Origin of the sequence: Acinetobacter pittii ATCC 19004 = CIP 70.29, assembly GCF_000369045.1 — a bacterium.
In the GTDB taxonomy this organism is placed as follows: Bacteria; Pseudomonadota; Gammaproteobacteria; order Pseudomonadales; family Moraxellaceae; genus Acinetobacter; species Acinetobacter pittii.
This window is the reverse complement of record NZ_KB849786.1, coordinates 469862-493757: the sequence shown is the minus strand read 5'-3', so window position 1 is coordinate 493757 and position 23896 is coordinate 469862. Positions and strand designations below refer to the sequence as shown.

Here is a 23896-nt window from a genome sequence, read left to right as displayed (position 1 = left end):
TATTTTTAATTAAAAAATAATAACAGTATTTGACTATAGTGAGACTTTGTTCTACAAATAAACATAATAGATACTTAAAAAAGGCCATAAACAACAACAACTTCGCAATGTCTCACATTTAGTAATAAAAGTATAAAAAAATTAACATTACAATAAGGTAGCTATAGCTCACATGCAACAAAAGAACCCTGGAAGAACACTCGTCTTATGGATTATCGCAGCTCATCTATTTATGGGCATGGTGGCGTATGAGTGGTTGCCTGTAAGTTTTAGAGGAAGCTGGATTTTTATTCTCATTCTTTTAATTTCTGGAGCTTTTTTACAAGTTGGTGCATCCTTAATTGTGGGCTTACTCGCTTTTATCGGTGTTGCAGTATATTTTCTACTCGACTTAGGGGCTCAGACGCATATTGAACGTCAGCTTCTTTTACTTTTTATTATTCCCCTCACTCCTCTTTTTCTGAGTGCTGTTCGCCATAATATTGAAATTAACGTTCAAAAATACCGCGATATTCAAAGTTATGACCGTAATTATCGCCGTGATATTTTCCCGCTTAGCGCACTCAAGTATTTTCAACGCAGTTTCTTTAAGCTTCTTGATCATCATCACATTCAAGACTATGAAGTCTTTGAAATTAGAATTCTCAACCGAAGCTTAATTAAAGAAATGTTAGGCGACGATGTGTGGAAAACCACTCAAAATGAAATGATTAAAATTTTGAGCCAACATCATCCACAAGAAATCGTTTTCCAGTTTGCTGATGATGATCTTGAAACTATATACAGCATTGTAATTCGCAAGCAAAAAACGGATGAAGAACCTGAATTTATTAAAAAGCTAAAAGAAATTATGACTTTGCGGCTTGAAGTCGAATATAAAGTTATTCAGATTCCACCTGAAGAGGAGATTACTTAATGTCTAATCTTCTTAATATTTGTGGAATTATTATTGCATCTAGTCAGTATCCTGATGCCACTTTACAGCAGTTCTATCGGCAATATTATCATTGTGAGATTAAAACGGAACAAACAAAAACAGAAGTTCAGAGTACCGATGATCTTTCAATGTTTTTTCCATATCAGGATACATGGTGGCCTATCTTTACAATTGACCAGATCAGCTCGGATAGCTTTCAACGACTTATTCATAAAGGGTTCAAGCCTGGCATTATATTGCCGGATGAAGTTTTTAGCTTTTCTCATTATTTCTTGCTCAAAGAAGCAGTCAGCCAAGGTGCGATTCCGATTGCACTTTATAAATCAGAGCAACCTCAATATTTTGCGGCTAAAGCCACATTTTCGACTGCAATTGGGTTGCGCCCAATGGCTGCTTTTGTCTCAACGGGATGGGATGAAAATTTAATTTCACAGACCGCTGGTAGTTATATTATTCAATTTAACCCTTCGCAGCTCCCGTTACCCTCTAGAGAAATTAAGCAAAAACAGCATTTATTTTATTCGGCTAAACGTTTTAACGGTCATATTTCTGGGTATGAAATTATTATTAATCCTCCTGCTGATCTACCCACAACAAATATTCGATATCCTCAACTCGGAATATCTTGGAAATTTAATAAGATTAATTACATAAGTACGCCAGAGCATGTAAAAACTAATTTCCTTGGATACATTTTTATCGGTTTAAGTAGTGTTGTAGTTCCACTCGATCTAATTCTGACGAGTACCTACCCTGACCTCCTTGGTACGTTTGGTAGCTATATTTCATGGTTCTCTCTTGTAATCGGGTTGATTTTATTAGTCTTGCTCATCTCGTCTATTATCAGGAGGGTTAAATCAAATGGCTCCCATTGATATTCTCTTCTTATTTGGATTTTTAGGGATTTGGATTCCACAAGCATTTTGGGCGTGGTTAAGTTATCAAGCTTGGAAATATTCAAAAACAGCAGAAAAAGAGTTACAAAACCTTCCAATACCAGAGAGATGGCCCGTTTTGAGTGTCTTGATCCCTGCCTATAATGAAGGTGTTGTGATTGAAGATACTTTGCATGCAATTGCTCAACAAGATTACCCAGCCGAAGCATATGAAGTTTTACTCATTAATGATGGGTCAAAGGATAACACCCTAGAAATCGCCGAAAATTTGGCAAAAATTTATCCTTGCATAAAGATTGTTAATGTTCCTAAAGGAATGGGGGGTAAAGGTAAATCTAGAACGCTTAATAATGGCCTCCCCCATGCTAGAGGCGAATTGATTGTTGTCTATGATGCAGACAGTACACCAGAACCCGATTGTGTTCGCTTGCTAGCTCAAACCCTACTTGCCGATAAAAAATTAGTAGCCGTTAATGGAAAAGTAAGAACACGTAATTGGCAAGATAGTATTTTGACCCGATTTATTGCCATTGAGTTCATCTTTTTCCAATGGATTTTCCAAGGCGGTCGTTGGCAACGTTTTGAGCTATCGACATTAATGGGTACTAACTATGTGATTTGGCGTGATGCTTTAGAAACCTTAGGCAGTTTTGATGAAAAGTCATTGGTCGATGATACAGAAATGAGTTTTAGGATTTTCATTGGTCAAAAACGGATTAAATGGGTGCCCTATGCAATTGGTTGGCAGCAAGATCCTCCATCTCTGAGTGTGTTTGTTAAACAGCGTTCACGTTGGACCCAAGGTAATTTTTATGTGACTCGTAAATATTTACCCGTCGCATTAAGAACGCCTTTTCCTATCGGAATTGAAATTCTTAACAACATCATGTGCTACATACTTTTTGTACCCGCTTTATTCTGGAGTCATATCACCTTAACCCTTGGCATACTTGATATTGCGGGTATTTCAGTTCCAGGCCCATTCACAACTCTATGGGGACTGTCATTTTGCCTATATGTGGCACAAATGTGGTTTACGCTTTCACTCGAAAAAGTTAAACCAGAACTCTACTTTTATTCAGTTCTATCTTACGTAAGTTACTCACAAATATTTCTATTTATTGTTTTTAAAGCCGCATATGACATGCTTAAAAATAAAATACAGGGCAACTCCCTTCAATGGTACAAAACGGAACGTAGCAAGGAGAAAAAATAAATGAAAAAGACTTTTGATCTTTACAAAACAGCTCAAGTGCTCCTTGCCAGCACCAGTCTTATGCTCGCCATGTCTGCTCATGCGTATACATGGGAACTGGACGATATTAGTACTTCTACTAAATACACAGTCGAGCCTCATTTTTTCTATATTGGCAAAGGTGCCCAGTGGCAAAACATTCAATTTTCAAGTGATTATTCCACTGAAAGCGATACAACTTTACTTGTAAAATATGATGATAAACTCATTTATAACACTACCCTAAGTGGGGATGGTCAAGTCAAATTTGATATTCCAGCAAGTCAGAGTGGTTTTCACCGTTTAGATTTTATTATTCAACAATATGCGAAACCGACTACGCTGAATCAAACCAAAGAAACATTCTGTACAGAAGATATTGATCACCTAACTTATTTAAGTAATTCCCAGCTCGACTTTACACCTATTCGTAATGAATATCGCTTAAAAGATTTGCCAGATGCTTTATATAACCCACAAGCGAGACGGCCTACTCCATTTGTTGGTATTTTAAAATACAACCGTAAAGAGATTATAGAAGCCTCCATGCTCGCCAGATTAGCAAGTTCATGGACCTCCATAACACCTGTTGAATGGGTTGATTCAGGACAAACCAATTTAAATCCTGAAACAAACTTTATTATTGAAGTTATTCGCTCAGCAGCACCACTAAAAGGCGGAGCACTAGTACAAATCGCAAAACCAGCAGGTGGAGTGGCTACTCTTTCAATTACTTATCACACACCACAAGAACTCACTGCTGCCATAAATGGACTAATCAATCCCTCATACGTAGAGCAACTTGATACAGGAAGTGCAATTTTCCCCACAACAATCTCCACCCCAACTTGGGCACAATTTAAAAAAATCAACACACTTGCCGATTTAGGCATTGAGGACTTCAGATTAAATCACGCTGAAAAAAACTTATTTCTTGATTTCCCAGCAGTATGGCAACCAACCGATATCTTGCAAGGACAAATCGCACTTCGTATTCAAAGTGGTTTATTACAAGGTTCCAATATTACAGCTTGGATTGATGGAGGACTTGCTGGAAGCATGAAAACAGCCGACCTTGCTTCCGATCCTGTAAACCGACAATTCAACATTTTTGCAAAAGCTATTTCCAATACGACCAATTTTAGTTTAAAGCTTGAAAACTCGGTGATTGCTAACTCTCAGTGTTTACCCACTGCACATGGTTCGCTCTGGATTGATACAGCCAAGTCTACTGTAAAGCTACCTCATAAGCTCAAAAATGGTGTAGCCGCAATTTCAATGACTTTAGCAACGACGCCTACAATTGCGATTGATGATCAATCAGGTGCGTTAAATATCGCTATTGTATTAGGTCAAACCGCGAAAAAAATGCTTTTAACACAAGCACCAATGCCTCTCAACCTAGTCCGTTATTCACCGAGCGCGCCACAATCCGTAAATGTCCGCGTTAACAAAGATATTTATCAACAACAAGTACTAATGCATCAGGATATTATTTATGCACCTGCTGCCCAAAATGGTTTTATTGTCAGTTATAACAATAACCGCTTTGATGTGATTACCGACTCACAAGGTGGCGCACAAACGTTTATGCACCTTTGGGAAAAAATACAACATAAAATTCCAAACAACGTGACGAAAATGTTGGTTTCAGAAAATGGAAATATCTATGTTTTACAAAAACTCATTGTCGGAAATCAAAAGGCGCCTCTAGTTCAACAGTCTTCTTTCTTCTTACTAGTTGTGATTATCTCTGCAATTATGATAATAATTATCTTCTTGTGGTACTGGTTAAGACGAAATAATGAGAAAACAGATACCAATTAAAATAGCTGCTTTTATTATTTTAATTATATGTAGTGTCATTGGATATGCGGGGCTTTTCAAACATCAAGGTCAAGCCCCTCATATTGAAGGCATTTTCTGGCAACCTGACAATAACACGACTCCTCCAGAAGGAAATTGGCACTACTTAGGTGTCGATACATTTGTTCCTCAATGGTCTGTTGTTGAATCTAAATCTTGGTGGAAAGAATCAAATTTTCCTCAATGGGAAAAAGCTATTAATTTAGAAAAGATTAAACAAGAACCTTGGGCAAAAAATCTTATATTAGGCTTAGCCGGTGAATATAATGAACCTAAAGCTCGAGCTAATGTCATTGAGTTAGGCGAAAAATCTGCCCAAATTATAAAAGAACAAAAAACAGCATTTAAAGGTTATTACTTTCCGGTAGAAGCAGATCCAACTTGGCTACGAGTCAGTGCTTTAGGTCATGTGTTATCGAAGCTTCCTTCACCAGTCTGGGTGAGTATTTATAGTGGCGAAACTGAGCCTGAAAATTATGATTTATGGGTTAAAAGCTGGCTGCCTGACCATACGGGAGTTTTTTTCCAAGATGGCGTTGGCGTAGGCGTTCGGTCGCCTAAACAAGCCAAACATATTTTAGATCAGCTTGAACATAAACTTGGAAAAGACAAAGTAATTATAGTATTAGAAGCTTTTAGAGTGAAAAAGAATGGGCAATTTAGAGCCGCATACCCTTGGGAAATTATTTCTCAGCTAAAAGCATATGAAGGTAAAACTGTTTATATTTTTGATGGTCCTCATTACATGAGCCGCTGGTGCGTTAATATTGTGAGCTTATGGTACCGCCTCACTTATGGTCATGCGAATAAAACCATAAATGAGACGAGATCCTTAAATCATAATTATGCCGATTCATAAGATTTAGCAATTTGATTGAGAATACGTTGAGCAGCTTGCCCATCGCCAAATGGGTTTTCCACATGTGCCATTTTTTCATAATGCTGTTGGTCGGTGAGTAACTTTTCAGCTTCTTCAATAATTTTTTGTTGATTTGTACCCACCAAAACGCCTGCTCCCACCTCAACAACTTCTGGTCGCTCGGTAGTATCCCGCAAGATCAAAACTGGCTTATTAAATGATGGACTTTCTTCTTGTAAGCCTCCCGAATCCGTCAAAATAAAATTCGATCGGTCTATCACTGCCAATAGACTTGGGTAGTCTAATGGTTTAACAAGATGGATTTGGGAATGGTCTTTAAACTTATCATGGACTACATCATGTACTGCCGGGTTCAAATGTACAGGCCAAATAAAATGTAAATCAGGATGTGCTTGAGCTAAGTGCTCAACTGCATTACAAATATTTTGAATTCCACCACCAAAGTTTTCACGACGATGGGCAGTAATAAGTACAACTTTGTCATCCTGCTTTAATTGAATTCCATAAGGTTCAAGCTGGTTCTTCAAATCAGATTTTTCAGAAATTAATTTACGCCCTAAATACACAGCGTCAACAACAGTATTGCCTGTAACAGTAATGAGTTCTGGCGGAATTTGTTCATTAAGTAGATTTCTTTTTGATTGTTCAGTCGGGGCAAAATGCCATTTAGTAATACGTGAAACTAACTGACGATTTCCCTCTTCTGGAAAAGGATGATCTAAATCATAAGAACGTAAACCAGCTTCAACATGCGCAACAGGAACTTTCATTGAAAACGCGACTAAGCCAGCTGCTAAAACAGTTGTTGTATCACCCTGAATAACAATTGCATCTCGTTTTTGTCCATCAGTGTACACATTCTCGATTTGGCTCAAACCATGAATTAAGAGCTGATTTAAACTTTGTCCAGCATTCATAATTTTAAGACGGTGGTCAATTTCAACCCCAAAGAAATCTATCGCATCTCTTACTAGTTCGTCATGCTGTCCAGTAAAAATCACTTCAACTTGAAAGCGAGGGTCTTGTTTTGCCAATAAAATCACAGGGGCAAGTTTGATTAATTCAGGACGGGTTCCAAATACGATAGATATAAAAATTTTATTCATTTTAGAAATCCTTATAAAAAACGAGTTCTACTCGAGTATTGTTGTAATGATCTTTCGTATTTACTGGCACATCTTTAAAGTAATTGCCATATAGTCGTTCTACACGTAATTTTATAGGTTGATAATTAAAAGGCTGCCATGAAATACCTGGGCCATATTCAAATAAATTATTGTAATACTCATCTTTACTGTCAGCTAAGCCATGCAATTTCATATACGCCTGTACAGTGCCCGTTTCCCCCTTATAGACATTCAAACCCGTACGTAAGCGTAAATCGCCAATAACGTTATAATCTTCTCTAGAATAAGTCGCAGCATTGCCATATAAATCAGTGAAGTAATCATTAAAACAAAGTGACTGATTACAACTATTTTGAGAATACCATTCTTGATAACCTGCTATCCCACCCACAACACTTTCACGAAATTTATCTCTATTTCGGTCAATCAGATCATAGCTTCCACCTACTTCTAAATACATGCGTACAGGTATAGAAGTCCAAGGTTGATAATTAGCGCCGACACCTAGAGTTACTGCATTTTCATCAATAATTTCAGGTCGTACTCCGCCTTGAGATTGAGTATCGCGGTTTAGATTTAAAAAGCCATACACCTGCGCTCGACCATTATCGAGGTTCTTACCATAGCGAGCTTTAAGTGGGAAAATTACATCGTCGTAACGTGATTCATATGAAGGTGCAAAATACACATCACGGAAATAAGTTTTGACTTCCCCTCCACTTAAATTCTTTACGGCCTGTGTCGCCTTATTGGCAATATCCGCATCTTTAGATTGCGTAAGCTCCTTAAAAACTACCAAAGCCTCTTTGTTATGTTTTTGAGAATTCAGTAGATAAGCTTCTTGGAGTTTTAAATTATCATCTGCTGGATCTAATGCCTCTGCTTTTCTTAGACTTTGCAAAGCAGCATCTTGTTTCCTTAACCTAATCTGTAAATAAGTTAAACTTTTCCATACTTTAATATCTTGTGGTGTCATCTCTCCAAGTTCTAATAATAACTTCTCGGCATTTTCAGGTTGAGTCTTTTCAATTTTATAAAATTGATCCCATTTATCATAAATTGGATTACCTGGTTTATATTCTTGATTAACAATCTCTTGCGCAAAACTAGTCTCAACACTTAAGAGGCCTAAAGCTGGACAGATCGAACCAATAACGATAAAGGAACGGGTTATAGATTTTATTGTTTTGCTATTCATTGGGACCTCTAGAGTAAAATAGGTAGAATGCTTGCGTAGCAATCAAATTAAAATTTAATCAATAAGTATTATAATTAAACCCATAAATGACACTGTTTATATAAGTAGATGAGTTCTTTAAATTGTTCATTTTATCTCCTTTAATATTATGTTTTAAAAAAGTTCTTATCTGTTTGTTTTTCCTATAATGACACATTTTTTAATCGTATTATTGTAAATAATCTTATAGGATAAGATAAAAATTTATAACTACAAATAGGGGAAAACATGTCCTTTTCTCAGCATCCAGAACATCATTTTATTCACCGCTCAGGTTGGTTAAGGGCGGCCGTTTTAGGGGCAAATGATGGAATTATTTCTGTTACTAGCCTAATTATGGGAATGGCTGCAAGTGGGGCTTCTGCTCATACACTTCTTATTGCATGTATTGCTGGTTTAATTTCTGGTGCAACCTCTATGGCTGCAGGAGAATATATTTCAGTAAAATCACAAGAAGATATTGAAAAAGCCGACTTAAAATTTGAAGAACAAGAACTCAAAAAGCATCCGCAGCGTGAATTGGACGAACTCACCCAAATTTATATATCCAGAGGCTTAGCACCTGACTTAGCTCTACAAGTTGCTACTGAACTTACAAATCATGATGCATTAGGGGCTCACGCGCGTGATGAAATTGGTATTCATGAAAATACCGCAGCAAACCCTATTCAAGCCGCATTAGCTTCAGCTGGCTCATTTTCATTTGGGGCATTGTTTCCTATGCTGGCTATTTTACTCAGTCCAGATATATGGATCGAAAAAACAGTCTTAATATTTGGCATTATTTCATTAGCCTTTTTAGGAGCGCTATCAAGTCATTTCGCAGGTACTTCCAAGCTTAAAGGGAGTCTACGCATTACCTTGTGGGGAATTTTAGCGATGGGCTTTTCAAGCTGGATCGGCTCTTTATTTCATGTTACTCCACTTTAAAAAATCAGAACTTATCAATGTTTAAGAACTAAATATTTAAAAACTAAATGCCCAATATTATTTGCTCTTGGTTCGGTTTTCACGCTATGGTGAATAGAAAGAAATGAGGTGAATAAAATGGACCTATTACAACAACTTGAAATTAAACATCCAATTTTTCTTGCCCCTATGGCAGGTGTATCTACACCTGAACTTGCAGCAGAAGTTTCTAATCAGGGTGGTCTTGGATCCTTAGGTCTAGGTGCAAATACGGCGCAAAGTGCACGTGAACAGATTTTAAAAACCCAAACACTTACAGAAAAATCATTTCAGGTTAATTTTTTCTGCCATCAACCCGAACAACTAAACCCTCAAACCTCAGCACAATGGATTGAATATTTACGCCCCCAATTTGAAAATTTCGGAGAACAGCCTCCTCAAAACTTAAACTGTATTTATCCAAGTTTTCTTGATAATGATGATTTTTTAAATGTCGTATTAGAAACCAAACCTAAAGCTGTCAGTTTTCATTTTGGCATTCCCCATCCCCATCAAATTCAGGCATTAAAAGATGCCGGAATTATTACGATGGTATCTGCTACCAATTTAGTTGAAGCACAAGCCATTGAGGCAGCTGGTATTGATATTATTATTGCTCAAGGGATTGAAGCTGGCGGACATCGTGGAATTTTTAATAAAACCTTTGATGCAGCAATTAAAACCAGTGATTTAGTACATCTGATTGTCCAACATTGCAAACAACCTGTGGTAGCCGCTGGCGGTATTATGAATGGAGCACAAGCACGACATATGTTGAGCTTAGGAGCTAGTGCTGTTCAACTCGGAACAGCATTTGTTCAATGCCATACATCAAACGCATCTGCCGAATATCGTAAAGCTTTATTTAATGAGCCTGTGACACAAATTAGTGCCAGTCTTTCTGGACGTCCTGCACGTGGATTGCTCAACCATTGGCACACACAAATTGATCTACCAAATCGCCCTTCTCAACCAGAATATCCATATACTTATGATTTGGCTAAGCAACTCAATGCAATTGCAAGCAAAAATAAAGACTATGGCTTCGGCGCTTTTTGGGCGGGTAGTAATGTCTCTCAAATACGAGAGCTAGATGCTGCTGATCTGGTTAACCAGTTAGTTGTAGAAATGCTAGAAGATGAATAAATCTTAAAAAGCCAGTAATCATATACTGGCTTTTTATTTAATGGGTTTCTAGTAAGTTAACCTGCTCAACCTGAACATCACTCATCAAATTGCCTTCAGCCAATAACTGATTAAAATAGTTTTCGACTACTATTGCCTGTTCAGCGGTACTTTCAACTTTATACATATTTTGGCGGAATTCATTACTCGAACGTAATCCTTTGGTGTACCAAGCAATATGTTTACGAGCAATACGACATCCAGAATATTCACCATAAAATTGATATAACTCAGTCAAATGTCCTAAAAGTACATCTTTAACTTCTTCAATATTAGGCGCAGCTAAGTGCTCTCCAGTTTTTAAATAATGAGCAATTTCTCGAAAAATCCATGGTCGACCTTGAGCAGCTCGACCAATCATAATTGCATCTGCCCCTGTATAGTCGAGTACATATTTTGCTTTTTCAGGACTATCAATATCACCGTTCGCAATAAGTGGAATATTGATTAATTCTTTGACATGTTTGATCAAATCATAACGTGCTGTATTTAGATACATGTCTTCGCGAGTACGGCCATGTAAAGCCAGCGCAGCAATCCCCGCTTCTTCTGCCCTTTTTGCGACTCTTAAAATATTTTCCTGACCATTTAAAAAGCCCAAACGGGTTTTCAAAGTCACGGGAACATCAACAGCAGTGACCACTGCATCAAGTATTCGCGCTACCAAGTCCTCATCTTGTAATAACGCTGAACCAGCGAGCTTATTACATACTTTCTTGGCAGGACATCCCATATTAATATCAACAATTTGTGCGCCATTTGCTACTTGATAGCGTGCAGCCTCTGCCAATTGCTCAGGATCAGAGCCTGCAATTTGAGCAGAGATCGGAGCGAGCTCACCATCAAAGTTCGCACGGTAGAGGCTCTTTTTGCTCATCCGCAAAGTTTTATCAGCAGTCATCATTTCACTGACTGCATGGCCTGCGCCAAAATACTTGCAGAGTGTTCTAAATGGACGGTCAGTAACTCCCGCCATAGGAGCAACAATTAAATTATTTGACAGTTGATAGGGACCAATATACATATATATTCATACAATTGATGATCAACATAGTATACTTCATCCGCTTAATCGGCTCATCTTTTTATGCAGGTGCTTTCCTCGCCATGAACAAACCGTTGTCTTCCCGTTTTTTATTAAAATCATTCGGCATGGCTGCCGTATGCATGAGTTTAGCTGCTTGTGGTGATAAAGCTTGGTGGTCAAACAATGATGAGCCTGAACTAGAAAGCCAACAGATTAAACGTCTAATTCCATCGCGTGTGCATGACCGTGAGTCATGGGCTAAAGATATTGATGACATTATGAAAGACTTGGATATTCCTAAAACCAAGAAAAATGTCTGTAGTATTGTGGCTGTAGTGGATCAGGAATCTAACTTTGTTGCCAACCCTCAAGTGCCTGGGTTAGGACAAAAGGCAGTTGAAGAAGTTAGTACACGTTTAAATGAAAAATTTGAAGATAAGCTTGGCAAAACCATTGGTGGAACAATTGCTGGTTACTTTGAAGAAGTTCTAAGAACTCAGCCCTCTCCTGATAACAACTATATGAGTCAAATGCGTAAAGTTAAAACCGAGAAAGAACTCGACTTACTTTACCGAGAAATTTTCGACTTCATGGCTAAACACTATCATGTGAGTGCCTTAACTGGTGCAGCCAAATTGGTTGGTCAAGATATTGGCGAGAAAATGAACCCTATTACGACTTTGGGTTCAATGCAAGTTCATATTAATTATGCGAAAGCCAATAAGCGTTCGAGTATGAGTACTGCTGCGCTCCGCGATGACCTATATACTGAATACGGTGGTTTATATTACGGCATACATCGTTTAATGGTTTATCCGGCAGACTATGATAAAGCCATTTATCGTTTTGCGGATTATAACTCTGGTATGTACTCTAGCCGTAATGCAGCTTTTCAAAAAATGCTACAAGAACTTACGGATAAAGATATAAGCCTTGATGGCGATCTACTTCTTTATACAAAAGATGGTGATCCACGCGCAGCTCAAAGCGAGTCAGAAAAAGAGCTGATTACGGTATTTGCAAAAAATAATGTATTGGTTACACCAAGACAAATTCGTGATGATCTTAAATTAGAAAAAGAGAAAAAGTTTGAAAGTACTCAAACTTATATTGCGCTGACTAAACTTTATAAATCAAAAACTGGCAAAGAACCGCTCTATGCAATTATGCCTCAAGTAGTGATTTCTGGGCCTAAATTAAGTCGTGATTATAATACCAATTGGTATGCAACCCGCGTAAACGGACGATATGAAACATGTATGCAACGAGCGAAACGAATAAGACTATAAAAAGTCTCGCCCTGTTCGATTTTGATGGAACCTTGTGTAGTAAAGATAGTTTTACAGGGTTCATCTTTTATGCTTTATCTAAGCGTCATATTGTTAAGCAAGGCTTGAAAATTCTGCCATGGATTCAAGCCTACTATCTTAACTTTTATCCTGCCCATGCTATGCGTGCCAAGTTATTCCGCAGCATGTTTAAAAATACTCCTGCAATTGAATTACAAAAATTAGGTGAAGAATACGCGCAAGAGCTAGTCTCTGCGCTTTCGCCTGAAATTTTTACTCAGTTACAACACCATCAATTGCGTGGTGATCAGGTCGTATTAGTTTCAGCTTCAATTGATGTCTATCTTGCTCCACTTTGCAAGTTACTAGATATCGAATTAATTTGTACTGAAACTCAAATTAAAAACGGCATGATGACGGGTTACTATTCCACTCCAGACTGTAGTAGTGAACAAAAGAAGTTAAGAATACATCAGCAATATACGCTACAGCATTACCACCAGATTTATGCGTATGGTAATAGCTCGGAAGACTTAGACATGCTCAGTCTCGCCACACATCCATATATGGTAGGGGAAGACCGTGTTTTACCTCGTTTAACACCAGAAAAAAAGCTCGCTTAAAGCGAGCTTTTTTATTTGAGTAAAACTTAATAAATTGCCATATGATCACGGTGAATCATTTCAAGTGAACGAGCTTCACCAAGCACTTGATAAACCTTATCTGAGGCTAAGCCTTTAATAATTTCGGCTGATCGTGAGCTAAAGTTCACTCGACCTACCGCAATACGTTTACCTTGTTTATCGACACATTCAACCACATCACCACGATCAAAATGTCCTTCAACATTTTTAACTCCAACAGGGAGCAAACTGCGATGCTTCAATTTAATCGCTTCAACAGCACCATCATCAATCACAAGACGACCTGCTGTTTGTAAATGAGCAGCGAGCCACTGTTGATGAGCAGTCATGCGGTCTTTATCTGTAGTAAACAAAGTGCCTAGCATCTCACCTGCCATCGCACGTGATAAGACATTATCACTTTCGCCACTCGCGATGAGGGTTGGGCAGCCCGATTTAGCAGCTAAACGCGCAGCACGAACTTTAGTGACCATCCCACCTCGCCCAAGCACGCCACCACCGCCGGCCATATCGAATAAATCATCATCCATAGCCCGAACAGTAGAGAGTAATTTAGCATCAGGGTTATGACGCGGATCTGAGTCAAACATACCTTGCTGATCGGTTAAAATGATCAGCAATTCTGCGTGAACCTGACCTGCCACCATAGCAGCTAAAGTATCGTTATCACCAAAGCGAATCTCGTCGGTAGACACAGTGTCATTTTCATTAATGACAGGAATCACACGCCAATCAATCAAGTTTTGCAAAGCATCACACGAGTTCAGATAACGACGGCGATCTGCCAAATCATCATGAGTCAATAAAACCTGAGCAGTACGAATACCGTGGTTTTCAAGCACACTAGACCAAGTATGAATTAAGCCCATCTGCCCAATTGCAGCACAGGCTTGTAGACTGGGTAGATCGGTGGGTCGACTCGCAAGCTTCATACGAACCATACCTTCTGCTACAGCTCCTGATGACACTAAAATAATCTCGTGCCCGGCATTGTGCAAATCTGCAATCTGTTTCGCCCAATGCGAAATAGCATCTAGATCTAAACCTTGCCCATTAGCTGTAAGTAAAGATGATCCGATTTTAACAACGATTCGTTTACACTCACTGAGCTGACGTTGCCCATCGACCACTTCTATCATGTTTCCCTCGGTTTTCTAGTCACGAACGTAGATGACTTCTACATCATTGTCGTCTTCATCATCGTCAAAATCATCATCATCGTCCATCATGCTTTCGAGACGTTGTGCTCGACGCATTGCACGATATGCTTCTTTTGCCGCAATGGTTTGTTCACGTGTTTCAACTTCTAGTTGTTCACGGAAAGCTCTTACTTCTGCTGCGTATTCAGGATCTTCAACTTCACGTTCACGTTGTTGTTCAATCTGATCCATCAAGTAATACACAACTTCTTTTGTACCTTCGCTTAATAAGCCCGATGTCTTAAAGACAGGTCCAGTCCACTCTAGTTCATGTAGAATGTGCTGACACCACTCTTCGCGGCTTTCTTCAGCAATCTGATCAAGTTTGTTGAGTACTAAAACAACTGGTAATTTAGCCAAAGTTGGTGAGAACTTAGCCAACTCATTCATAATCGCTTTTGCATTATGTGCTGGATCTGAACCATCAATTGGTTGTACATCAATAATGTGTAAAAGAATACGAGTACGTGCCAAATGTTTAAGGAAACGAATTCCTAAACCTGCACCTTCTGCTGCACCCTCGATTAACCCTGGAATATCAGCCATTACAAATGAACGATGGCGGTCAGCATCGACTACACCCAAGTTTGGAACCATGGTTGTAAATGGATAATCTGCCACTTTTGGTTTTGCAGCACTTACAGCACGAATGAAAGTAGATTTACCGGCATTTGGCATACCCAGCAAACCAACATCTGCCAATACTTTTAATTCAAGACGAATTTCGCGGAACTCACCTTTTGTACCAGTCGTACATTTACGCGGTGCTCGGTTAGTTGATGATTTAAAGTGAGTGTTACCTAAACCACCTTCACCACCACCAGCAACCAGAATTCTTTGGCCGTCTTCAACCAAATCGCCAATAATATCGCCTGAATCTGTATCAACAATTGTTGTACCAACGGGTACTTTTAAAACCACATCTTCACCACCACGTCCAGTACAGTTAGCACCTGCACCGTTTTTTCCACGCTCAGCACGGAATTTACGTGTGTAACGGTAATCGACTAGCGTACTTGTATCGTCATCAGCTTGAATATAGATACTTCCACCACGTCCGCCATCACCACCATCTGGGCCACCAAATGGTACAAATTTTTCACGGCGAAAACTGGCTACGCCATTGCCACCGTCGCCAGCCTCTACGGTAATGACTGCTTCATCAACAAAGCGCATCTGCCAATCCTCTAAAAACTCTAAAACCGCCTATTCTGCCATATTTTCATAAAATTCTCGAATAGAAAATGGAACAATTCCATTTATAACGATCTGTTTTATCTTTAATCCAGCAGATGCTTTTAGTTTTGCAAATAGGATCCTTATAAAAAATAAAATTTAGCCAATTTATTTAATTATCAAGGATGAACATTGCGCAGAGGTAAGGTCATTTGCATATCAAGATTTGCTTTTGTTTTTGGCACAGAATTATACATGATGGCATTAAATGACGAGACATTACCCATTTCCATAGGATCATTTACGTTTAGGCTTGGTTTAAACTGATGTTTCACCGATAAATTTACGGGTTCATCGAATTCAAAATAAACAGGACCATCAAAAACAATTTTAACGGGAACGGTATAACTACGTTTTAAATTAAAAGGCACATCTAATTTAATAGGAATATCTAATTTAAGGGGAAATTTTGGTAAAAACTTACTTTGATAAACCAAATCTGTGGTGGTTTCTAAAGGCATAACCTGATCAATTTTTAGAGTCGTTGAATAATCGACACTTACCGTAATAGGTGTTTCTACGGCAAAATTTAAATCTGCTAAATATTTCCCTTTTAGAGGTAAAGTTAATTGGCGATCTATATCTAATGTTGTATCAAGTTTACCAATAGACTGAACCTGCAAAGTATTACCAACTTGGATCTTTGTTTCTAAAGAGTCAGGTAAACTAATATCGGCATTATGAGCCGAAACGACTAAATTTGCTTGAATATTGAGATACACCCAAAACATAATAGCGGCAAGTATCATCATTAAAAAGAAACTGATTAACATACTCTTGAGTGAACGGAACATTAGCATTCACCCTATTGATCAGCTGTGTCTTGTGATGTTTCTGAACCTAATACTCGATTTAATCGCATAGTGGACAGAGGAATCTTTAACTCACCATTTGCAATCTTAACAGGCAGAGTATTTTTCACATCAACCGAAGCATTTAATGCAGTTTTAACAGGTACACTTAAATTACCCTCAATTGGGATATTCGTATCTAATCTTGCTTTTAAAGGAATATGTAGATTTTCTTTTAATACCGTGCGTACTGGGGCATCAAATTTTAAATGAACCTTTTGCTCAAGCGGGACATTAATATCAATTGGCACATCAAGTTTTAATGGAATCGTTCCTTTTAATGGCAACGTAATATCACGCCCCAAAACACGCACCTGAACCTTGGTATCAATTGGTAGATTTTGCTCAACTTTTAATGTTTCTTTGACTGGAATGGTTGTACTAATCGGCACCATATTATCGAAGTAAACACGCGGAGTTAATGTTTGTGTTAAAGGAATATTCAGTTTCTCATCAATTGGAATACTGGCATTTACGCGCCCCTTTACATCCACATTTAAAGCATCTTGTACTTTAACCTTAACCTGTAGAGGCTCTTGTAAATCAATAGCAACTGCCTGATTTTTCAGTGGAATATAAATATTAAAGTGCTTAAATACCCATATTGCAATGAGTACACCACATAAATTGGCAATAATGATGAATATAAAAACGACCAACAAACGTTTAAACTGCGACAATTCCTATCCCTTACTATTTTCTTTTTTTCCTTAATTTGTATTCTCATTTATTTACAAAAAATAGTCAGCATATATTTTGTACGGTTGTAAAAAAACCCAGTCTAAACTGGGTCTTTTTGTGAAAATATTTTATAGATCGTTAAATGATCTTAAGCATTCAATTCTGCTGGGATTTTTTTGTAGCTTACACCGCACATTTGTTCAGCAATACGTAATACCTGACAGCTATAACCAACTTCGTTATCGTACCAAACGTAAGCAGTTAAACGGTTACCAGAAGTAATCGTTGCTTGAGCATCGTATACACCTGCTGTACGAGAACCGATAAAGTCACTCGATACAACTTCAGTCGAGTTGGTATAACCAATTTGACCTTGAAGGTTAGAGTTAATCGAAATTTGACGAATGTATTCGTTCACTTCTTCACGATCAACTTCTTTATCAAGTGTTAAGTTCAAGATTGCAAGAGATACGTTTGGTGTAGGAACACGTACAGAGTTACCAGTTAATTTACCTTTCAATGCAGGTAATGCTTTAGCAACCGCTTTAGCTGCACCAGTCTCTGTAATTACCATGTTCAAAGTAGCAGCACGGCCACGACGATCTGCTTTATGGTAGTTATCGATTAAGTTCTGGTCATTTGTAAATGAGTGAACAGTTTCAACATGACCGTTAAGAACTTTATATTTGTCATCCAATACTTTAAGAATTGGAGTAATTGCATTTGTTGTACAACTTGCAGCAGAGATGATTTTGTCTTCATCTAAGATATCTGTGTTGTTTACACCAAATACAACGTTTTTCATTTCGCCTTTACTTGGTGCAGTCAATACAACACGTGCAACGCCTGGGCATTTCAAGTGTTGGCTTAGACCTTCAGCATCACGCCATTTACCAGTGTTGTCGATTAAAAGTGCATTTTCAATACCGTATTCAGTATAGTCAACTTCACTTGGGCTAGACGCATAAATCACTTTAATGAAGTTACCGTTAGCAATGATTGCTTCATTTTCTTCATCAACAGAAATTGTACCAGCGAAAGTACCGTGAATAGAGTCACGACGAAGTAAAGAAGCACGTTTTGCCAAGTCACCGTCAGAAGACTTACGTACAACGATTGCTTTAAGGCTTAAACCACGACCTAAACCTGATTGGCTAATGATTAAACGAGCCAAGATACGACCAATACGACCAAAACCGTAAAGAACTACATCTTTAGGTTGTTCAGAAGTTGCGCTACCTTTGATTGACTCAACTGATTGAGCAACAAAAGCATCAACATCACCGCCTTTTTCTTTATATTCAACAGCAAGTTTACCGATATCAACTTCTGCAGAACCAATATTTTCAACTTTTGCTAAAGCTTCTAAAATTGGGAATGTGTTTACAACAGAAAGTTCAACGTCTACAACACGTGTACGACGGTGAGTTTTCAAAATTTGGATAACAGAACGGTTAATTAAAGAGCGACCGTAAACAGATACGACAATATTTTTTTCACGGTATAATTGACCGATTAATGCAATCATACGTTCCGCGATTTCTTCACGGTTTTTCCAACGGCCTTGGTGTTCAGCGTGCAGGGCGATGATAGTGTCTTTGCTCACAGATACGTCCTCTAATTAATTATATCTAGGCGTGATTTTTAAAACCCCGTAATTGTAATGGAATTATTGGCAAGAATGAATCAAAAGCTGACGTTAGGGACTAGATTTTCCTAAAATTCATCATAAATTCATAAAATACCTATAATTATTTTTTATTATCTTATTGTTTAAAGCAGCTAAATTTTTGCTTTTTCTTACTTTTTAGGTTCTGACGACCTACTTGAGTTCATCATTTTTTAATCTTTTTTGATATTTCGTGATATTAAGTTGCAGATTTTGGGCTTTTTGCCGTTGTTGATAAAGATGAATTGCCCCTTCTAAAACGAGTACAAAAACAGCACACCAAATCGGAATATAAGTGAACCATTCTTCTTGACCAATGCTTTCCCCTAAAACTAAAGAAGCTAAAGCAAGTAATACTGGTTCTAAATATCCTAACAGGCCAAACACAACTAAAGGTAAAAAACGGCTTGCTAAAATATAACTTCCTAAGCCAATAGCACTTAAAATTCCAAGTCCTATAATCACCAAACTTAGCGTAGGCTGATCAAAAAACTTACTATATGGCAGTAAACCTGTATGTGTTAAATAAATTGCAACCGGCATGATAATGACTAAATCCCACCAGAAGCCGCCTAAGTTGTCTGTTTTAATTTTCTTGCGTAATAAAAAGTAGGCAGAATATCCAACTGCAACCAATGCTGTTTCCCAAGCAATACTTCCTAAACGCCAAATTTCATGGCTAACCCCAATGACTGCAAGAACAATCGCCACCCATTGAAATTTTGATATTTTTTCGCCATACAGCACACTTCCAGCTAAGACCAGAACTAGCGGTAATAGGAAATAACCTAAAGATACTTGTAGCCCACGTCCATGCATCGGCCCCCATAAAAAAAGCCAAAGTTGTACTGAGGTTAAAATAGAGGTTGTGATTAATAATAATAGTAAAGAAGGCTTAGCCAAAATACGTTGGTAGATATTCTTGATATAGGCTAAATCACCACTCCACCACATAAATAAAGTAAGGAACGGTAGTGTTGCAATAATCCGCCATCCAAAAGTTTGCTCACTATCTAGCTGGCTTAATAATTGAGTATAAAAATAAAGTACACCAAAAGTGAATGATGCCATGACAGACAAGATCACGCCCTTAAACATCATTAACCTCTTAGACTTTAGTAAAAACAACTCACTACAATACTTGATTTATCCACTATAAAAAAGAAAAAACCATGTAAAAACATGGTTTTTTCTTAAACAGACATATACCACTATTCTTTATGCTCTGTACGAATAATATCTCGAATATCAAAACCTAATGTTTTTGCATAATTTAAATATTCATCTACCACTTCTTGCTCTGGATGAGGGTCTCTTGATAGCACCCAAAGGTATTTACGTGAAGGTTCCCCAACCAAAACAGTCTGATAGTCTTCATCTAGCTTTAAAATCCAGTAATCCCCACGAATTACCGGAATCCATCTTACAGCTTCCGGTAAAAAACTTACCTTCAATTTGGTGTTATATGGCGGGTTAACCACAAAGGCCTCCCCGATAGATTGCTGTAATTGTTTTCTACTATCGTAGCAGCGATTATCTACTACTACATTTCCATTTTCGTTTAAGGTGTAGGTCGCAGATACGTTATAAGCACATTTTTTTTGGAAAAATGCAGGCTTACGCGCGACTTCATACCAAACACCTAGATATCGGTCCAGTTCAACTTTATAGACAGTTTGTAAGGGTTTCGGCTGGGCATAGACATAGGTTCCAACAGCCAAACCAGCCAAAACGACACCGCCCAACGCAATTTTAGCCAAACGCCAACTGGCTTGCGGAACATTATTTCGAAATGCCATTGTTGCCCTCAACGATTAGTTGTGAATACAAAAGAACTCAAATATCTACAGTAGCTTGTTTTTTAAACACATTATGTAGCGTTATGTATTCGTTTATTGCAACATTTGCGCTTTTAGTCGAATGATTTGATCACGTATCCGCGCTGCCTGTTCAAACTGTAAATCTTTCGAGGCTTTTAACATCTCTTTTTCCAGTTTAGTAATATGCTTACTAAACAATTTTGGATCTGAGAGAATATGTCTTTCATCCGCACTTAAAGCTTGTACCTGTTCAAGAACCTTTTCATCAATTTCGTCATCTGAAAGTACTTCACCTGAATCAATTTCTTTGATGGCCTGACGAACAGCACTACGTGGCGTAATACCATGCAACTCGTTGAACTCGATTTGTTTAGCTCTACGGCGTTCAGTCTCATCTATTGCTTTTTGCATAGAATCAGTAATTCGGTCAGCATATAAAATTGCTTTACCTTTCACGTTACGCGCGGCACGACCAATTGTCTGAATGAGTGAGCGTTCTGAACGTAAAAAACCTTCTTTATCTGCATCTAAAATAGCAACTAAAGAAACTTCTGGCATGTCGAGACCTTCACGCAACAAGTTAATACCGACTAAAACGTCGAATACACCTGTACGTAACTCATGAATAATTTTGACACGTTCAACCGTATCAATATCCGAGTGTAAATAAGCGACTTTAACCCCGTATTCTTTTAAATAAGAAGTCAGATCTTCCGCCATACGCTTTGTTAAAGTGGTCACCAATACACGTTCATTTAGGTTCTTACGAATATTAATTTCAGAAAGAACATCATCAACCTGAGTTAATACAGGACGAACTTCAATTTCAGGATCGATTAGTCCTGTTGGACGTACCACCTGTTCAACCACTTGGTCAGACTTTTCTAGCTCATATTTAGCAGGTGTTGCACTGACAAAAATGGTCGTCGGTACAATGCGCTCCCACTCTTCAAATTTCATTGGTCGATTATCAAGTGCGCTTGGTAAACGGAACCCGTAATTCACTAAATTTTCTTTACGTGATCGGTCACCTTTATACATCGCTCCAATTTGCGGAACTGTAACGTGTGACTCATCAATAATCAGTAATGCATCTTCTGGTACATAATCAAATAAAGTTGGAGGCGCTTCACCAGCTGGACGGCCCGATAAATGACGTGAATAGTTTTCGATACCATTGGTATAGCCCAACTGTTGCATCATTTCTAAATCATAACGGGTACGCTGCTCAATACGCTGGGCTTCCAGCAATTTGTCATGTTCACGGAAGAATTTAAGTTGATCTTGTAACTCATCTTTAATTGTATCAATAGCACGAGTTAGATGATCTTTCGGCGTTACATAGTGGCTTTTTGGATAAATCGTAACACGTGGAACTTTACGGACCATTTTACCCGTTAACGGGTCAAACCAACGGATCGAATCGACCTCGTCATCAAATAGTTCAATACGAATCGCATGTTGATCAGATTCGGCAGGGAAAATATCAATAATTTCGCCGCGAATTCGATATGTACCACGTAAGAACTCAAGTTCATTACGCGTATATTGCATTTCAACCAAACGGCGGATAATTTCATCACGACTTACACGGTCGCCCTCAACCACATGCAGTAACATTTGCATATAAGCATTTGGATCACCCAAACCATAAATTGCAGAAACCGAGGCCACAATAATTGCATCACGACGCTCTAATAAAGCACGTGTTGCTGATAGTCGCATCTGGTCAATGTGATCGTTAATGGCAGCATCTTTTTCAATAAAAGTATCTGAGGATGGAACGTAAGCCTCGGGTTGATAGTAATCATAGTAACTTACGAAATACTCAACCGCATTATTAGGGAAGAACGCTTTAAACTCTCCATAAAGCTGGGCAGCCAAAGTTTTGTTATGAGCCATCACAATTGTAGGTCGCTGTGTTTGAGCGATCACATTCGCCATGGTATAGGTTTTACCCGAGCCAGTTACACCCAGCAATAACTGATTACGAAAACCATGCTCGATACCATTTACCAGCTTTTCAATGGCCTGTGGCTGATCACCTGCTGGCTGATAATGAGTGACCAAATCAAAAGGTTGATTTTCGTTCAAAGTTATCTCTCTTTATGAAAAATTGAATTTAACGTCTCCCCTTTTAATGGGGATTTTTATCTTAATTTAAAGTCTAAATTGAGCTGGAAATTCAATGTAAAAGATTAAGCATCTTAACACTTGACCAATACCCTAATCGGTTGCAACATGAAGCTATCCATTAAACAAAAAGTATAACCATGACCTATCAATATCATGATGAAAGTATTGTAACCGAACTTCCCGAAGATACAGTTTTTGTATTTGGAAGTAATCTTGCTGGACAACACGGTAGTGGTGCAGCGCGCGTTGCAAGTCAGCACTTCGGAGCAGTTGAAGGTGTAGGTCGTGGCTGGGCTGGTCAAAGCTTTGCAATTCCAACTTTAAATGAACACATTCAACAAATGCCACTTTCACAAATTCAGCATTATGTTGAAGACTTTAAGATATACACAAAAAATCATCCTAAAATGAAATATTTCATTACTGCATTAGGTTGTGGCATTGCGGGTTATAAAGTTTCTGAAATCGCTCCTCTTTTTAAAGGGATTTATCACAACGTTATCTTTCCGGAATCTTTTAAACCCTATGTAGAAGATAATGCAGTATCTCAATTTCCAACTTTAACTCAAAAGATGGTACAAAGTTTCATTAATGATGAAGTTATTTTTTACTTTAATCATGGCAGTGAATCATTTGAAGAAGCTTTAGATAAAACTGATTTATCAGATGCTGAAAAAGCAATAGCTCTTATTGTCTTAAATGAAGAGTTGTATCCACGAGATCGTTATGGACGAGGCCGTGATCATGAGCTTAGTGATATTTTAGGGAAGTTAAACGGTAAAATTTTCAATCTTCATGGAAACTCTGAAGGTGCCATGATTTTTGTAAGTGCAGTTGTTGCACTGATGGAACTTTACGATTTTGATGAGCAAGATTTTATTAAGTTATGGCGTGGTGAAAAAAACATTGATCACCCGATTAATCGTTAAGTTTTCTTATGAATTTATGAGTTAAGCAGATAATCTCTGCTTTCTCATTATTTTATTTTTAATTACATTTAATCCTTTTATTTTTAATTATTCTAATATATTTAA

At 38.0% G+C, this 23896-nt stretch carries 21 protein-coding genes; 10 read left to right on the top strand and 11 right to left on the bottom strand.

Translation table 11 applies throughout. The features are described from left to right. Positions 1–172: 172 nt before the first annotated feature. The 5 genes from F928_RS06565 to F928_RS06545 are packed head-to-tail and all read left to right on the top strand — an operon-like array spanning position 173 to position 5792. Positions 173–916: a hypothetical protein gene (locus F928_RS06565; protein ID WP_005073212.1), complete on the top strand. Its 744-nt coding sequence runs from the start codon at positions 173–175 to the stop codon at positions 914–916. After that, positions 916–1812 (top strand): hypothetical protein, encoded by an 897-nt coding sequence (locus F928_RS06560; RefSeq protein WP_005073210.1) that lies wholly within the window; start codon positions 916–918, stop codon positions 1810–1812. The genes F928_RS06565 and F928_RS06560 overlap by 1 nt, the downstream gene beginning before the upstream one ends. Further along, positions 1799–3049 (top strand): glycosyltransferase family 2 protein, encoded by a 1251-nt coding sequence (gene icaA / locus F928_RS06555; RefSeq protein WP_005073209.1) that lies wholly within the window; start codon positions 1799–1801, stop codon positions 3047–3049. Before F928_RS06560 ends, icaA begins: the two co-directional genes overlap by 14 nt. Continuing rightward, complete coding sequence (locus F928_RS06550; RefSeq protein WP_005073207.1) at positions 3050–4894, top strand: hypothetical protein; 1845 nt, start codon at positions 3050–3052, stop codon at positions 4892–4894. It abuts the gene before it with no gap. Then, positions 4872–5792 carry a hypothetical protein gene (locus tag F928_RS06545; protein ID WP_005073204.1) on the top strand — a complete coding sequence of 307 codons (921 nt, stop codon included), beginning with the start codon at positions 4872–4874 and terminating at the stop codon, positions 5790–5792. Before F928_RS06550 ends, F928_RS06545 begins: the two co-directional genes overlap by 23 nt. Here the strand turns inward: F928_RS06545 and wecB are convergent. Next, positions 5777–6919: a non-hydrolyzing UDP-N-acetylglucosamine 2-epimerase gene (gene wecB, locus F928_RS06540; protein ID WP_002118829.1), complete on the bottom strand. Its 1143-nt coding sequence runs from the start codon at positions 6917–6919 to the stop codon at positions 5777–5779. The two genes, F928_RS06545 and wecB, sit on opposite strands and share 16 nt — an antisense overlap. A 1-nt stretch (position 6920) precedes the next feature. Then, positions 6921–8138 (bottom strand): tetratricopeptide repeat protein, encoded by a 1218-nt coding sequence (locus tag F928_RS06535; RefSeq protein WP_002118409.1) that lies wholly within the window; start codon positions 8136–8138, stop codon positions 6921–6923. Between the two features lie 267 nt (positions 8139–8405). Between F928_RS06535 and F928_RS06530 the strand changes: the two genes are divergently transcribed. Both F928_RS06530 and F928_RS06525 read left to right on the top strand, forming a co-directional pair. After that, positions 8406–9107 (top strand): VIT1/CCC1 transporter family protein, encoded by a 702-nt coding sequence (locus F928_RS06530; protein ID WP_002118524.1) that lies wholly within the window; start codon positions 8406–8408, stop codon positions 9105–9107. A 117-nt stretch (positions 9108–9224) separates the two neighbouring features. Continuing rightward, positions 9225–10271: an NAD(P)H-dependent flavin oxidoreductase gene (locus F928_RS06525; protein WP_005073201.1), complete on the top strand. Its 1047-nt coding sequence runs from the start codon at positions 9225–9227 to the stop codon at positions 10269–10271. Between the two features lie 37 nt (positions 10272–10308). Here F928_RS06525 and dusB read toward each other — a convergent pair whose 3' ends face one another. Continuing rightward, positions 10309–11334, bottom strand: coding sequence for a tRNA dihydrouridine synthase DusB (gene dusB / locus F928_RS06520; RefSeq protein ID WP_005073199.1), 1026 nt, complete (start codon positions 11332–11334; stop codon positions 10309–10311). 83 nt (positions 11335–11417) lie between these two features. Between dusB and F928_RS06515 the strand changes: the two genes are divergently transcribed. Beyond that, the gene (locus F928_RS06515; RefSeq protein ID WP_005803832.1) at positions 11418–12626 is read left to right on the top strand and encodes a DUF1615 domain-containing protein; all 1209 of its coding nucleotides are present in this window, start codon (positions 11418–11420) and stop codon (positions 12624–12626) included. Beyond that, a complete protein-coding gene (gene cicA / locus F928_RS06510) occupies positions 12593–13249 on the top strand; it encodes an HAD-IB family hydrolase (protein ID WP_002118401.1) in 657 nt (218 codons plus the stop codon). The genes F928_RS06515 and cicA overlap by 34 nt, the downstream gene beginning before the upstream one ends. Before the next feature lie 26 nt (positions 13250–13275). Here the strand turns inward: cicA and proB are convergent, their stop codons facing one another. From proB to uvrB, 8 genes are all read right to left on the bottom strand, one after another. Continuing rightward, complete coding sequence (gene proB / locus F928_RS06505; protein ID WP_002118789.1) at positions 13276–14409, bottom strand: glutamate 5-kinase; 1134 nt, start codon at positions 14407–14409, stop codon at positions 13276–13278. A 15-nt stretch (positions 14410–14424) separates the two neighbouring features. After that, entirely contained in the window at positions 14425–15645 is a 1221-nt protein-coding gene (gene cgtA, locus F928_RS06500; protein WP_005073192.1) for an Obg family GTPase CgtA, read from the bottom strand. A 179-nt stretch (positions 15646–15824) separates the two neighbouring features. After that, positions 15825–16499 (bottom strand): hypothetical protein, encoded by a 675-nt coding sequence (locus F928_RS06495; RefSeq protein ID WP_005073191.1) that lies wholly within the window; start codon positions 16497–16499, stop codon positions 15825–15827. 11 nt (positions 16500–16510) lie between these two features. After that, on the bottom strand, positions 16511–17236 hold the full coding sequence (locus F928_RS06490) for a hypothetical protein (protein ID WP_005073189.1): 726 nt from the start codon (positions 17234–17236) through the stop codon (positions 16511–16513). 149 nt (positions 17237–17385) lie between these two features. After that, complete coding sequence (gene gap, locus F928_RS06485; protein ID WP_002118702.1) at positions 17386–18843, bottom strand: glyceraldehyde-3-phosphate dehydrogenase; 1458 nt, start codon at positions 18841–18843, stop codon at positions 17386–17388. A gap of 216 nt (positions 18844–19059) precedes the next feature. Further along, positions 19060–20007: an EamA family transporter RarD gene (gene rarD, locus F928_RS06480; RefSeq protein WP_080632635.1), complete on the bottom strand. Its 948-nt coding sequence runs from the start codon at positions 20005–20007 to the stop codon at positions 19060–19062. A gap of 110 nt (positions 20008–20117) precedes the next feature. After that, positions 20118–20705, bottom strand: a complete 588-nt coding sequence (gene blc, locus F928_RS06475; RefSeq protein WP_005073182.1) for a lipocalin family protein — start codon at positions 20703–20705, stop codon at positions 20118–20120. A 93-nt stretch (positions 20706–20798) separates the two neighbouring features. Beyond that, positions 20799–22820 (bottom strand): excinuclease ABC subunit UvrB, encoded by a 2022-nt coding sequence (uvrB, locus tag F928_RS06470; RefSeq protein ID WP_005073179.1) that lies wholly within the window; start codon positions 22818–22820, stop codon positions 20799–20801. A 179-nt stretch (positions 22821–22999) separates the two neighbouring features. Between uvrB and F928_RS06465 the strand changes: the two genes are divergently transcribed. Beyond that, positions 23000–23791 (top strand): A1S_2505 family phage non-structural protein, encoded by a 792-nt coding sequence (locus F928_RS06465; protein WP_002118650.1) that lies wholly within the window; start codon positions 23000–23002, stop codon positions 23789–23791. Positions 23792–23896: the final 105 nt, after the last annotated feature.

Excerpts from the sequence above, each read along its gene's own strand:
- icaA (WP_005073209.1), top strand. The coding sequence starts at position 1,799 with ATGGCTCCCATTGATATTCTCTTCTTATTTGGATTTTTAGGGATTTGG.
- F928_RS06565 (WP_005073212.1), top strand. The coding sequence starts at position 173 with ATGCAACAAAAGAACCCTGGAAGAACACTCGTCTTATGGATTATCGCA.
- F928_RS06550 (WP_005073207.1), top strand. The coding sequence starts at position 3,050 with ATGAAAAAGACTTTTGATCTTTACAAAACAGCTCAAGTGCTCCTTGCC.
- F928_RS06560 (WP_005073210.1), top strand. The coding sequence starts at position 916 with ATGTCTAATCTTCTTAATATTTGTGGAATTATTATTGCATCTAGTCAG.
- F928_RS06525 (WP_005073201.1), top strand. The coding sequence starts at position 9,225 with ATGGACCTATTACAACAACTTGAAATTAAACATCCAATTTTTCTTGCC.
- proB (WP_002118789.1), bottom strand. The coding sequence starts at position 14,409 with ATGATAGAAGTGGTCGATGGGCAACGTCAGCTCAGTGAGTGTAAACGA.
- dusB (WP_005073199.1), bottom strand. The coding sequence starts at position 11,334 with ATGTATATTGGTCCCTATCAACTGTCAAATAATTTAATTGTTGCTCCT.
- F928_RS06515 (WP_005803832.1), top strand. The coding sequence starts at position 11,418 with ATGAACAAACCGTTGTCTTCCCGTTTTTTATTAAAATCATTCGGCATG.
- cicA (WP_002118401.1), top strand. The coding sequence starts at position 12,593 with ATGTATGCAACGAGCGAAACGAATAAGACTATAAAAAGTCTCGCCCTG.
- F928_RS06495 (WP_005073191.1), bottom strand. The coding sequence starts at position 16,499 with ATGTTCCGTTCACTCAAGAGTATGTTAATCAGTTTCTTTTTAATGATG.
- rarD (WP_080632635.1), bottom strand. The coding sequence starts at position 20,007 with ATGATGTTTAAGGGCGTGATCTTGTCTGTCATGGCATCATTCACTTTT.
- F928_RS06545 (WP_005073204.1), top strand. The coding sequence starts at position 4,872 with ATGAGAAAACAGATACCAATTAAAATAGCTGCTTTTATTATTTTAATT.
- blc (WP_005073182.1), bottom strand. The coding sequence starts at position 20,705 with ATGGCATTTCGAAATAATGTTCCGCAAGCCAGTTGGCGTTTGGCTAAA.
- F928_RS06535 (WP_002118409.1), bottom strand. The coding sequence starts at position 8,138 with ATGAATAGCAAAACAATAAAATCTATAACCCGTTCCTTTATCGTTATT.
- F928_RS06465 (WP_002118650.1), top strand. The coding sequence starts at position 23,000 with ATGACCTATCAATATCATGATGAAAGTATTGTAACCGAACTTCCCGAA.
- F928_RS06530 (WP_002118524.1), top strand. The coding sequence starts at position 8,406 with ATGTCCTTTTCTCAGCATCCAGAACATCATTTTATTCACCGCTCAGGT.
- wecB (WP_002118829.1), bottom strand. The coding sequence starts at position 6,919 with ATGAATAAAATTTTTATATCTATCGTATTTGGAACCCGTCCTGAATTA.
- cgtA (WP_005073192.1), bottom strand. The coding sequence starts at position 15,645 with ATGCGCTTTGTTGATGAAGCAGTCATTACCGTAGAGGCTGGCGACGGT.